This window comes from Myxococcaceae bacterium JPH2 (assembly GCA_016458225.1).
Classification (GTDB): domain Bacteria; phylum Myxococcota; class Myxococcia; order Myxococcales; family Myxococcaceae; genus Citreicoccus.
This window is the reverse complement of the sequence record JAEMGR010000003.1, coordinates 130,570-142,582: the sequence shown is the minus strand read 5'-3', so window position 1 is coordinate 142,582 and position 12,013 is coordinate 130,570. Positions and strand designations below refer to the sequence as shown.

The window sequence follows — 12,013 nt, the reverse complement described above, 5'->3', positions numbered from 1 at the left end:
CCTCCGTTGCCGAGGACGCGGCGCGCGCGGGGGCCATTTACCAGGGTTGGTCGCGGTCATGCTATCAAGCCGCCCCCCTTCCCACCCCGCCTATGTCCGACTCCCTGACGGTTGCCCCCACCGCCGACCCCCGCCGCGTGCGCGCCCCGGACGGCCGCATCCTCACCGTGCCCGAGGGCTGGACCCTCCTGCCCCCCGGTGACGCGGGCCTGACGCGCCGGGTGAAGGCCGCGGGACCGTCCTGGACCGTGGTGGAGAAGGTGGGACGCAAGCTCTTCTCGAAAGGCGTCTGGGCCCCCGAGGCCCACGTCCACCACGCCCGCGCCGCCCTGGACGCCGAGCGCGCCACCCCGGCCTATGCCCGCAAGCTGGCCCAGGGCCGCGAGCGCCGGGCCCGCGAGCAGGAAGAGTACGAGGTGGACTTCGCCAACGCCGTCCTGCGCTTCCTCGCCTTCAGCCCTGCGTGGCTCGCCCACGCCAAGCACCTGGCGGTGAGGGTGGCCACGCACGCCACCCCGGTGGGCAGCGGCACCGTGGCCCGCACGGAGCGCATCCCCATCGAGCGCCGCGCCGAGGCCGCCGTCATCGCCTGGATGCGCCACCAGACCACCGGCTACGACGACATGAGCATCCAGCGCGTGAAGGGCGCTCGCCGCGAGGTCCGCCGGGAGCTGGCCGAGATGTCGCGCGCCCTGCTCGACCTGCACCGCCGCGATACCCCCCACGTCCCGGCGAGCTGCCCGCTCTGCTCCGCGCTGACGCGTCCCTGAGGAGCGCCAGCCACCCTACGTGTGACCACCTTGCCTGGGACTTCTTCGTCCTATAAGCGACCATTCCAGGTTTCTGACCGGGCATTCATAAATGCGTGCTCATTTCTGACCGCCCGGTTAGCAACCGACCCGCCATGGCTCGCCCCGCAGACCCTCACGCCCGAGAAGCCCTCATCGCCGCGGCGCGAGCCGAGTTCGCGCGCAAGGGCCTGAAGGGCGCGCGCATCGAGGACATCACCGCGGCGTGCGGCCTGTCGAAGGGCGCCTTCTACCTGCACTTCGACACCAAGGAGGCGTTGTTCGGCGAACTGGTGACGGCCTTCCAGTCCTCCATGGGGGACATGAGCACCCGCCGGGTGGAGGGCATGCAGCGCTTCCACCGTGAAGAGGGTCACCCCACGGTTCAGGACGTCGCCACGCGCAGCCCGCTGTACCTTCGGTTCATCCAGGCGGAGTCCGCGCTGGACCTGGAGCTGTTGGAGCTCCTGTGGGCCTACCGGGATGTGGTCGCCGTGCTCATCCGCGGGAGCCAGGGCACGGAGTTCGAGTCCTCGTTGTGGGGACTGGTGGACCAGGAGGTGGCGCGCATCTCCCGGGAGTACCGCAACATGCAGCCGCCCTGCGTGGCGGACTCAGGCCACGACCCGGAGCTGTTCGGCTCCTTCATCGTGGGGGCCTACCTGCTTCTGGCCAAGCAGATGGGCCACATGCGGCGCAAGCCCGACCTGGCCGTCTGGGCCTCCAGCGTCCAACGCCTCATTCACGAGGGAGCCGCGCCGCGCGAGCCGCTGCCCGCCTCGCCCCCGGCGCTCCCCGCCGCCGCCCGCGTCCCCTCGCGCAAGCCTTCCTCGCGTCGGCCCCAGGCCCGCGCATCCACCCGCCGTTCCCCGAGGAAACGTTCATGAAGTCGTTCTCGAAGCCGTCCACCGTCCGTGCCCTCGCCGCCGTGGGTGTCACCGCCGCCGCGCTGTCGCTGTCCGCCTGTGGCAAGGCGGATGCCTCCTCCACGCCCGCCACCCCCAAGGCCACCGCCGAGGCGCCGCCCGCGGTGAAGGTCGTCGCCGCGCGCACCGTGCAGTCCGCGCCCAGTGAGCAGGTGACGGGCACCCTCTTTCCCGCACAGGGACTCCAGGTGGGCTTCGAGGTGGGCGGCCGGCTGGAGACGGTGAAGGTGAAGAAGGGCCAGACGGTGAAGAAGGGCGACACGCTCGCCCAGCTCAACACCGAGATCTCCGACGCGCAGGTGGCGCAGGCGGAGGCCGCCGTGGCCGCCGCGGAGGCCGCCGCGACGATGGCCACCGACGTGGCGCAGCGCAACGAGAAGCTCAAGTCCGAGGGCAACGTGAGCGACCTGCAGAACCGCTCGTCCACGGCCACCGCCGCGCAGGCGCAGGCGCAGCTGCTCGCGGCCCGGGCGCAGTTGTCGCAGGCGCGGGCCTCGCGCCGCCGGCATGACCTGAAGTCGCCGTTTGGCGGCACCGTCATCGACGCGCCGGACCAGACGGGCGCCACGGTGGGGCCGGGCGCGACGCTCTTCACGGTGGAGACGCTGGACACCCTGGTGCTGCGCACGACGGTGGCCGAGTCCGCGCGCGCGCGGCTCAAGCCCGGCAGCAAGGTGCGGGTGGAGTCCATCGGCGCCAACGTCTCCTCGGACGACGCGGTGGTGCGCCTCATCGTGCCCTCGGCGGACGCGAGCACCCGCCGCGTCCCGGTGGAGATTGAGGTCCCGAACGCGGACGGCCGCTTCGTGGCGCACACGCTGGCGCGCGCCGTCCTCCAGATGGGCGAGACGCAGCCGGCGCAGGTGCTGCCCAACACGGCGCTGTCCTCGGCCAACGGCGACCACGTGTTCATCGTCTCTGGCGGCGAGGTGCGCCGCGTGGACGTGCAGGTGCTGGAGCGCCGCGCGAGCGAGGTCGTCGTGCTGTCTCCGTCCGCGCTCGAGCAGGTCATCGACTATCCGACCCCCGGCCTGTCCCACGGCAGCCGCGTGTCCGTGAAGTAAGCCCCCCTTTCGTGCCAGGCCCTCGCAGGCCCAACCCGCAGGTGCAGCGAGCCTCGAATGATTCTCAGTGATGTCTCCATCCGCCGGCCGGTGTTCACGGCCATGCTGTCGCTGTGCCTCATCGTGCTGGGGGTGATGGGACTCAAGCGCCTGGGCACGGACCTCTATCCGGACGTGTCCTTCCCGGTGGTGGTCGTCAACACCATCTACAAAGGCGCGGGCCCGGGCGAAATCGAGACCCAGGTCATCAAGCCGGTGGAGGACGCGGTCGCCGGCATCAGCGGCGTGGACAAGATCCACTCCTGGAGCCGCGAGAACCTGGGCACGGTGGTGGTGCAGTTCACGCTCTCCACCAACCTGGACTCCGCGGTGCAGGACGTGCGCGACAAGGTCGCCGGCATCGCCAACAAGCTGCCGCAGGACGCGGACGCGCCCATCATCGGCCGCGTGGACATCTCGGCCACGCCCATCCTCACCTACGCGGTGTCCGCGCAGATGAAGTCGCAGGATTTGCGCAGGCTCATCGATGACCGCATCAAGCCCGCGCTCGCGCAGCTCGCCGGCGTGGCCGAGGTGCGCATCACCGGTGGCGACACGCGCGAAATCCAGGTGGACATCGACCTGGACAAGGCGCGCTCGGTGGGCATCTCCCCGATGGAGATTGCCCAGCGCGTGGGCCAGGAGAACCTCAACCTGCCGGCGGGCCGGCTCCAACTGGGCCCGAGCGAGTTGACGGTGCGCTCGCTGGGACAGTTCCACGACGTGGAGGAGCTGCGGCGGCTGCCGGTGGCCAAGAGCAAGACGGGCGCCCAGGTGCGCCTGGATGAGATTGCCACCGTGACGGATGGCGTGGCCGAGCGCCGCACCACCGCGCGCCTCAACGGCAACGACGCCGTCATCCTCGAAATCGTGAAGCAGCCGGGCTCCAACACCGTGGCGGTGAGCGACGCGGTGAAGGGCATGTTGGGGAAGATGGGCAAGGCGGTGGGGCAGGGCTTCACGTCCACGCTGCTCATCGACCAGTCGGAGCTCATCCGCGAGAACGCCAAGGAGGTGTGGGTCGCGCTCGTGTTCGGCGGCGCGATGGCGGTGCTCATCATCCTCATGTTCCTGCTCGACCCGCGCGGCACGTTCATCTCCGCGCTGGCGCTGCCCACGTCCGTCATCGGGACGTTCTTCGTGATGTTCGTGCTGGGCTACACGCTGAACCAGATGACGCTGCTGGCGCTGTCGCTGGCCATCGGTCTGCTCATCGACGACGCGGTGGTGGTCCGCGAGGCCATCACCCACCGGTTGGAGCAGGGCGAGGACCCCATGAGCGCGGCCTCCAACGGCACGCGGGACGTGGGTCTGGCGGTGCTCGCGACCACCATGTCCCTGGTGGCGGTGTTCGTCCCCGTGGCCTTCATGCCGGGCATCGTGGGCCAGTTCTTCAAGCAGTTCGGCATCACCATCTCCATGGCGGTGCTCATCTCGCTGTTCATCTCCTTCACGCTGGACCCCATGCTGTCCGCGCGGCTCGCCAAGGCGCGCAAGCCGGGCGAGGTGCACACCGAGAACGCGGTGATGGGCATGCTGCGCCGCTTCCTCGAGGGCACCGAGCGCTTCTACGCGCGCATCCTGGGCTGGGTGCTGGCGAACAAGTGGAAGACGGTGGCCATCACCGTGGTGGTGCTGGTGCTGTCCTTCGGCGCGGCCAGCCGGCTGGGCGCGGAGTTCATCGGCGCGGAGGACCGCTCGCAGTTCATCGTGGACCTGCAGCTGCCGGACTCGGCCAGCCTGGAGGAGACGCGCTCGCGCACCGCCGAGGCGGAGAAGCTGCTCAAGCGCATCCCCGAGGTGACGGACGTCTACGCCATCGTCGGCCTCAGCGGCGACGTGAACAAGGCGCGCCTCCGCGTGCTCACCGTGGCCAAGCACGCGCGCAAGAAGGGCGTGCCCATCCTGAAGGAAGAGGCCCGCGCGCTGCTCAGCCCCGCGCTGGTGGCCACCCGCGTGAACCTCTCCGACCCGCCCACGATTGAGGGCCTGGGCGACTGGTACCCCATCATGGTGCGCGTGGTGGGTCCGGACCTCGCGCGTGTCAACGAGGAGGCCGAGCGCATCGCGGGCATCCTCCGCGACATGGGCACCACCGCGGACGTGCGCGTGGACGCCAACCCGCCCAAGCCGGAGCTGCAGATTCAAATCGACCGCGCGCGCGCCAGCGACGTGGACCTGAGCGCGGGCTCGCTGGCCGCGCAGATGCGTCTGGCCATCAGCGGCGACGTGGCGGCCAAGCTGCGCGAGGGCACCAACGAGACGGACATCCGCGTGCGGCTGGCCGAGAGCGACCGCGGCACGCCCGAGCGCGTGCGCCAGCTGGAGATCTACACGCCCAAGGGCCTGCGCCCCATCACGGACGTGGCCCAGGTGGAGCTGAAGGACGGCCCCAGCGTCATCGAGCACGAGAACCGCGAGCGGCAGATCGCCGTGCTGTCGCAGCTCGCCAAGGGCGCGCCGCTGGGTGACGTGGCGGTGAAGCTCAAGGCCGCGGTGGCCGCCAAGCCGCTGCCGCCCGGCTACGCCATCATCTACGACGGGCAGATCAAGAGCCTGGATGAGCAGAACGACGCGTTCGGCATGGCGTTCGGTCTGGCCTTCGTCTTCATCTACATGGTGCTCGCCAGCCAGTTCGAGTCCTTCAAGCACCCGTTCACCATCATGGTGTCGCTGCCGCTGGCGCTCGTGGGCGCGCTCCTGGGCCTGGTGGTCACCAACTACCACCTGAGCATGGGCGCCATGATTGGCGTCATCCTGCTCATGGGCCTCGTCACGAAGAACGCCATCCTCCTGGTCGACGGCGCGCTCCAGCACCTGCGCGAGGGCGACACGGTGGACCAGGCGCTGCTCAAGGCGGGCCCGCGCCGCCTGCGCCCCATCCTCATGACGAGCGCCGCCATGGCCATCGGCATGGTGCCCACCGCGGTGGGCTCGGGCACGGGCTCCGAGTTCCGCGCGCCCATGGCCATCGCCGTGATTGGCGGCGTCATCACCTCCACGTTCCTCACGCTGCTCGTGGTGCCCGTGGTGTTCGCGGGCATGGAGCGCGTGGGCTTCCGGCGTCGCGCCACCACCGCGGCGGGCGCGCCCTCGGCCCAGCCCACCCCGGCGACGGAGCATCCCGGCCGCGCCGCCTGAGGCCTTCACCCTTCCGACACGACGTCCCCCACCAGGACTCTCTCTCCATGACGACCCGTTCCTCGTCCCAGCGCGGCGGCGCTTCGTCCGCCGCGCCCGTCCGCCGGCTGTCCTCGCTCGCGCTGCTGGCGGCGCTGGCTCCGCTGTCCGGCTTCGCCCAAGCGACCGCCCCGGCCCGTGCTTCGGACGCGCCTGTCTCGGCGCCTGCTTCCACCGCGCCCGCGGCCGCCTCGGCTTCGGATGCCGCGGTGACTCCGGTCGCGGCCCGCGAGATGGGGCTGCGCGGCACGCTGGCGCTGGCGGCGAAGCAGAGCCCGGACGTGGCGGTGGCCCGCGCCCAGGCCGCGGTGGTTCGCGCGGGCGTGCAGCGCGCCTGGAGCGCGTGGCTGCCGGAGCTGACCGCGTCCGGGCAGCTCGTGCGCACCAGCGCGCCGTCCGTGCTGGACCTGGGCAGCATCTTCAACGGCGTGGGGGCCGTGTACGGCCTGCCTCCGCCCAACCCGGCCATGCTGCCGCCTCCGGTGCCCATCGTGGCCGAGTGGTCGCGCTACGGCACCCTGCAGCTCTCCCAGCCGCTCTTCACGCCGCAGGGCGCGTTCCTCATCTCGCCCGCCAAGCGCGGCGCGGAGGCCGCCGAGCTGGGGGCGCAGGAGGCGCGCGAGCAGATTCTGCTCGGCGTGGCGCGCACGTACCTGGGCCTCCAGGGCATCGAGCAGCTCCTCCAGGCCGCGCGCGACGCGGAGAACGTGGCGCTGCAGCGCGAGAAGGAAGCGCGGGCGCTGCTGGATGCGGGCGTGTCCGTGGAGGTGGCGCTCTTGCGCGCGCAGACGGACACCGCGCAGGCGCGCACGCAGATGGCGCAGCTGGAGGGCCAGCGGGCGCAGTTGCTCGCGCTCCTGGGCGCGCTCGTGGGCGAGTCCATCCGCCCCGCGGCGCCGGGCACGGACGACATGCCGTGGGGCGCGCTGCGCACGGAGGATGATCAACCGTGGGAGCAGGTCTACTCGGTGCGCAGCGCCGCCAAGGTGGTGGAGGCGGCGGAGGGCGTCGTCACCTATGACCGCTTCGCGTGGCTGCCGAGCCTGGCCGCCATCGCCAAGGGCAACTACAACTCCAACAGCGGCTTCAGCGGTCGCACCACGAGCTACGACCTCATCCTCGCCATCACCGTGCCGCTGTATGACCGCGGCGTGCGCTACGCGGCCAAGCACGAGGACGAGGCGAAGCTGGCCCAGGCCCGCGCCTCGCTCGTCTCGGGTCGCGCCAAGGCGCGCGCGAGCTGGGTGGCGGCCCGCTCCAACGTCCAGGCCGCGCAGGCCGCGCTGGCGCAGGCGGAGGCTCAGGCCCAGCTGGCCGCGCGCGCGCAGAAGCAGGTGAGCGCGCAGGCCCAGGCGGGCATGGCCACCAACCTGGAAGTGACGGACGCGGACAACCGCCGCTTCCTCGCGCAGAGCAGCGCGGCCCAGGCGCGGGCGACGTTGGAGATCCGCCGCGCGGAGCTGGCCGCCGCGGAGGGTGGGCTCGCCGAACTCGCCCTCGGCTCGCAGGGCGGGTAGGGCGCCGTCGGGCCGGACGTTCGTGGATGCACACGCGCCCCGGCGAGGGGCGCGAGGAAGAGATGGGCGTGAAGCCTCTGGTGGATGCGCTGGCGCGCGTGGCGTACCGAAGCGCCTACAACCTGGCGAGGGTGTACTGGCGCGTTCGCCACCCGCAGACGCACGGCGTCTTCGTGGGCATCTGGTGTGGCGAGCGCGTGCTGCTGCTGCAGAACTCCTACAAGCGACAGCTCAGCATGCCGGGCGGCGGCCTGCACCGCGGGGAGTCTCCCGCGGAGGCAGGCGCGCGTGAGCTTCACGAAGAAGTGGGCGTTCGCCTGGGCCCCCACGCCCTGCGGCCCTGCTTCGAGACGGTGGGCACGGACGAGCACAAGCAGGACCACGTCCACTTCCTCGAGGTCACGGTGGAAACGGAGCCCGTCCTCGCGGTGGATGCCCGCGAGGTGGTGTGGGCGGGTTTCATTGACCTGGAGATGGCGTTGCGCCTGCCGGTGTCGTCGCTCGTCCGGACCTACCTGGAAGATGCCCGGCGGCGCAGGGCCTCGCGGGCCACGCGCCGCTGATGCTCCTGCCCCGCGCGCTCAGCGCGCCTGGGCCGTGCCGTGCTCGTTGCCCAGGAAGAACCGGGAGCGAGCCTTGGCCAACTGCACGTGCGCTTCGTCGAGCGACACGCAGTCCATGGTGATGTCGTCGTTGGGCGAGGCCTCCGAGGCCACGCGCGCCGTCTGCAGCCGCGCGATGGTGGAGTCCGAGACGTGGGCGCACATCACGCAGCCATTCTTGCGGCCGTGATTGATGACGTCCGAGAAGAGCGTGGCCGACTCCGGCTCGAGGGCCTTCAGTCCACGCATGTCCGCGAGCACCAGGTGGCGCCCGCCCGAGTACGAATCCGTTGCCTTGCGGTAGATGCTGGCGAACTCCTTCATCTCGTTCGGCCGCATGAAGCCACTCATTCTGGCGGTGATGGTCCGACGGCTCACATCATTGGTGACCTCGAACATAGGTGCGCCCTCCCCTTTTTTCGCGCGCCGACAAACTCTACCAGAGTCTGTTTTCTTGCTCACGCCCCCCTCTTGAAATGGGGCGGGAGTGGAATACTTGCTACGGATTGCGCGCCCGCCAACCGTCTGGGGTGGAACATTTTCGGCGCGTGAGAGGGGCTTCGCGGGGTCTGGAATGATCCGCCCCCGCGCATGAAAAAGCCCAGCCTCGCGTCAGGCGAGACCGGGCCCTCACTGGTGGACGCAGGCGGCGGTGTCTCAGGTCGAGCGGACGTTCTGAGCCTGCAGACCCTTGGGGCCGCGGCCGACGTCGAACTCCACCTTCTGCCCCTCCTGGAGGGTGCGGAAGCCATCCATGTTGATGGCCGAGTGGTGGACGAACACGTCCTCACCCCCGCCGTCCTGCACGATGAAGCCAAACCCCTTCGCATCGTTGAACCACTTCACGGTACCCGTAGCCATGAATCGTTTCTCTCGCTGGAAGTGCGGCACTCCGCGCGGCGTCCACCCTCTCGAAATGTGAGGGTCTGAGTGCAAGGCCCAGTTTGCACGCCCCTGCCGTGCGAGTGGAAGCCCCCCAGGCATCCAGCCAAGCCGTCCACGGGTGGGAAGGATTCCCACCCGCACCTGGGTCCGTATTGCGCCATGGGTGTCTGGCCATGCGGGGGCGCTGATCACCGGACATGAAAAGAGCGGCAGGGCCCGGGAAGGGCGCCCTGCCGCTCCAAGACTTCCGCGCGACGAAGGAGATCAGGCCGCCTTGGCCACGGCGTTGGTCTTCACCTCGGCGGTGGGGCTGCTCTCGATGCGCATGTTGTAGAAGCTGCGGTAGACGAAGAACATCGACAGGACGAAGAACACGGCCGAGAAGACGCCCAAGAGGGTGCCCTGGCCCGCGGCGTTCATCTCCACCGCCAGCTCCACGGCGAGCAGGCCGAAGAGGGTGGTGAACTTGATGACCGGGTTGAGGGCCACGGAGGACGTGTCCTTGAACGGGTCGCCCACCGTGTCACCCACCACGCAGGCCGCGTGCAGCTCGGTGCCCTTGGCCTTCAGCTCCGTCTCCACCAGCTTCTTGGCGTTGTCCCACGCGCCGCCGGCGTTGGCCATGAACACCGCCTGATACAGACCGAAGATGGCGATGGAGATGAGATAGCCCACGAAGAAGTAGGGCTCCAGACAGGCGAAGGCGAGCGTGCTGAAGAACACGCCGAGGAAGATGTTGATCATCCCCTTCTGCGCGTACTGGGTGCAGATCTCGACGACCTTCTTCGAGTCGCTCACGCTGGCCTTCTCCACGCCCTCCAGCTTGATGTTGGCCTTGATGAACTCCACCGCGCGGTAGGCGCCGGTGGACACCGCCTGCATGGACGCGCCGGAGAACCAGTAGATGATGGCGCCGCCGGTGATGAGGCCCAGGAGGAAGGGGGCGTGCATCAGGGACAGGTTCTGCGCCTTCACCGCGTTGAGGACCTGCTGGCCCATGGCGTCGGTGGTCAGGCCCACGAGCAGCACGATGATGGAGAAGATCATCGTCGTGGCGCCCACCACGGCGGTGCCGATGAGCACCGGCTTGGCGGTGGCCTTGAACGTGTTGCCCGCGCCGTCGTTCTCCTCCAGGTACTCCTTGCCCTTGTCGAAGTCCGGCGTGAAGCCGAAGTCCTTCTGGATTTCGGCCTTCACGTTGGGGACGTTCTCGATGAGCGACAGCTCGTAGACGCTCTGCGCGTTGTCCGTCACCGGGCCGTAGGAGTCCACGGCGATGGTGACCGGGCCCATGCCCAGGAAGCCGAACGCCACCAGGCCGAAGGCGAACACCGGCGCGGCCACCATCAGGCTGCCAACGCCCATGCCGCTGAACCAGTAGGCCATCCCCATGAGGCCCGCGATGATGAGGCCCATCCAGTAGGCGGAGAAGTTGCCCGCCACCAGGCCGGAGATGACGTTGAGGGACGCGCCGCCCTCACGGCTGGCCGTGACGACCTCGCGCACGTGCCGGCTCTCCGTGGAGGTGAAGGCCTTGATGGCCTCCGGGATGATGGCGCCCGCCAGCGTGCCGCACGTGATGATGGCCGACAGCTTCCACCACAGCGTGCCGTCGCCCAGCGTGGGGATGAGCAGGTAGCTCACCAGGAAGGTGAGGGCCACGGAGACCACGGACGTCAGCCACACCAGCACGGTGAGCGGCGTCTCGAAGTTCATGTGGTCCGCGTTCTTGTACTTGGCGCCCTGGATGATGTTGTTGATCCAGTACGACACCAGCGAGGCCACCACCATCACGATGCGCATCATGAAGATCCACACGAGCAGCTGGACGCGCGTCTCGTTCGTGGGGACCGCCAGGAGGATGAAGGTGATGAGCGCCACGCCCGTGACGCCGTAGGTCTCGAAGCCGTCCGCCGAGGGCCCCACGCTGTCGCCCGCGTTGTCGCCCGTGCAGTCCGCGATGACGCCCGGGTTGCGCGCGTCGTCTTCCTTGATCTTGAAGACGATCTTCATCAGGTCCGAGCCGATGTCGGCAATCTTCGTGAAGATGCCGCCCGCGATGCGCAGCGCCGAGGCGCCCAGCGACTCACCGATGGCGAAGCCGATGAAGCACGAGCCGGCGAAGTCCGGCGAGACGAACAGCAGGATGCCCAGCATCAGGAGCAGCTCGGTGCTGATGAGCACCATGCCAATGGACATGCCCGCCTGGAGCGGGATGGCATAGGTGGGGTAGGGCTTGCCTCGCAGCGACGCGAACGCCGTGCGGCTGTTGGCGAACGTGTTCACCCGGATGCCGAACCAAGCCACGCCGCAGCTCCCGGCGATGCCCACCAGGCTGGCGACGAGGATGACCGCCACGCGGCCCACTTCCATGTGCAGCAGCACGCCGAAGTAGACGACCATCACGGCGCCAATGAGCACCCACAGGACCATGATGAACTTGAGCTGCGTCATCAGGTAGGTCTTGCAGGTCTCGTAGATCAGCTCGGAGATCTCGAGCATGGCCCGGTGCACGGGCAGCTTCTGCAACGTCGCGTACTGCATGAAGCCGAACACGAGCCCGAACACACACACCGCGATGCCGGAGAGCAGCAGGGTGTGTCCATCAACGCCGCCGAGGAAGCTGACCCCACGGAAATCGGGGAGCTTGAGGTCCGCCTCGCTCGCGCGCGCGGTACTGCCCGCCAGCAGCGCCAGGAGTCCGAAGACCCGGGCTGCCGTGCCAGTAACGCCCTTCCAGAGGGCGCCCATCGGTGAAACGGTGGATGTCATGGGGGTGCAACTCCTCACAGTGACTCGATGGGTCCGAGGCTGGATGCCCCGTGTCCCAAGATGAAGCAGTGGAGTGGATGTCGAGGGGTTGGCCGCCGACGGGCGGAGACGCTCCGCACGCCGACGCTTCAGCACAGCCTCGCCCTTCAGGGCATGCTGCTCGCCCGAAGGCAGTTTCGAAGTATCACGGACCAAGAGTGAAAGTCGAATTCCCCGGAGGCGTCTGCCTTCCGCCGGACT

9 protein-coding genes are annotated in these 12,013 nt (G+C 69.3%); 6 read left to right on the top strand and 3 right to left on the bottom strand.

The annotated features are described in order from the left end of the window. Positions 1 to 92: 92 nt before the first annotated feature. The 6 genes from JGU66_05300 (at position 93) to JGU66_05275 (ending at position 8,077) form a co-directional block, all read left to right on the top strand. A complete protein-coding gene (locus tag JGU66_05300) occupies positions 93 to 770 on the top strand; it encodes a DUF2293 domain-containing protein (protein ID MBJ6760168.1) in 678 nt (225 codons plus the stop codon). A 134-nt stretch (positions 771 to 904) separates the two neighbouring features. Continuing rightward, a complete protein-coding gene (locus JGU66_05295) occupies positions 905 to 1,675 on the top strand; it encodes a helix-turn-helix transcriptional regulator (GenBank protein ID MBJ6760167.1) in 771 nt (256 codons plus the stop codon). Then, entirely contained in the window at positions 1,672 to 2,778 is a 1,107-nt protein-coding gene (locus tag JGU66_05290) for an efflux RND transporter periplasmic adaptor subunit (GenBank protein ID MBJ6760166.1), read from the top strand. Before JGU66_05295 ends, JGU66_05290 begins: the two co-directional genes overlap by 4 nt. A gap of 57 nt (positions 2,779 to 2,835) precedes the next feature. After that, complete coding sequence (locus JGU66_05285; GenBank protein MBJ6760165.1) at positions 2,836 to 5,958, top strand: efflux RND transporter permease subunit; 3,123 nt, start codon at positions 2,836 to 2,838, stop codon at positions 5,956 to 5,958. A gap of 47 nt (positions 5,959 to 6,005) precedes the next feature. After that, a complete protein-coding gene (locus JGU66_05280) occupies positions 6,006 to 7,514 on the top strand; it encodes a TolC family protein (GenBank protein ID MBJ6760164.1) in 1,509 nt (502 codons plus the stop codon). A gap of 26 nt (positions 7,515 to 7,540) precedes the next feature. Then, positions 7,541 to 8,077, top strand: a complete 537-nt coding sequence (locus JGU66_05275; GenBank protein ID MBJ6760163.1) for an NUDIX hydrolase — start codon at positions 7,541 to 7,543, stop codon at positions 8,075 to 8,077. Between the two features lie 18 nt (positions 8,078 to 8,095). On the opposite strand, the gene JGU66_05270 is transcribed toward JGU66_05275, so the two are convergent. The 3 genes from JGU66_05270 to JGU66_05260 all read right to left on the bottom strand — a co-directional run bounded on the left by JGU66_05270 (position 8,096) and on the right by JGU66_05260 (position 11,773). Next, a complete protein-coding gene (locus JGU66_05270) occupies positions 8,096 to 8,515 on the bottom strand; it encodes a hypothetical protein (GenBank protein ID MBJ6760162.1) in 420 nt (139 codons plus the stop codon). Between the two features lie 258 nt (positions 8,516 to 8,773). Beyond that, positions 8,774 to 8,977, bottom strand: a complete 204-nt coding sequence (locus tag JGU66_05265; protein MBJ6760161.1) for a cold-shock protein — start codon at positions 8,975 to 8,977, stop codon at positions 8,774 to 8,776. 288 nt (positions 8,978 to 9,265) lie between these two features. Continuing rightward, on the bottom strand, positions 9,266 to 11,773 hold the full coding sequence (locus tag JGU66_05260) for a sodium-translocating pyrophosphatase (GenBank protein MBJ6760160.1): 2,508 nt from the start codon (positions 11,771 to 11,773) through the stop codon (positions 9,266 to 9,268). Positions 11,774 to 12,013: the final 240 nt, after the last annotated feature.

What these genes read in the sequence shown, in the direction of transcription:
- JGU66_05270 (MBJ6760162.1), bottom strand. Translation starts at nt 8,515, where the DNA reads ATGTTCGAGGTCACCAATGATGTGAGCCGTCGGACCATCACCGCCAGA.
- JGU66_05265 (MBJ6760161.1), bottom strand. Translation starts at nt 8,977, where the DNA reads ATGGCTACGGGTACCGTGAAGTGGTTCAACGATGCGAAGGGGTTTGGC.
- JGU66_05260 (MBJ6760160.1), bottom strand. Translation starts at nt 11,773, where the DNA reads ATGACATCCACCGTTTCACCGATGGGCGCCCTCTGGAAGGGCGTTACT.
- JGU66_05300 (MBJ6760168.1), top strand. Translation starts at nt 93, where the DNA reads ATGTCCGACTCCCTGACGGTTGCCCCCACCGCCGACCCCCGCCGCGTG.
- JGU66_05295 (MBJ6760167.1), top strand. Translation starts at nt 905, where the DNA reads ATGGCTCGCCCCGCAGACCCTCACGCCCGAGAAGCCCTCATCGCCGCG.
- JGU66_05280 (MBJ6760164.1), top strand. Translation starts at nt 6,006, where the DNA reads ATGACGACCCGTTCCTCGTCCCAGCGCGGCGGCGCTTCGTCCGCCGCG.
- JGU66_05290 (MBJ6760166.1), top strand. Translation starts at nt 1,672, where the DNA reads ATGAAGTCGTTCTCGAAGCCGTCCACCGTCCGTGCCCTCGCCGCCGTG.
- JGU66_05275 (MBJ6760163.1), top strand. Translation starts at nt 7,541, where the DNA reads ATGCACACGCGCCCCGGCGAGGGGCGCGAGGAAGAGATGGGCGTGAAG.
- JGU66_05285 (MBJ6760165.1), top strand. Translation starts at nt 2,836, where the DNA reads ATGATTCTCAGTGATGTCTCCATCCGCCGGCCGGTGTTCACGGCCATG.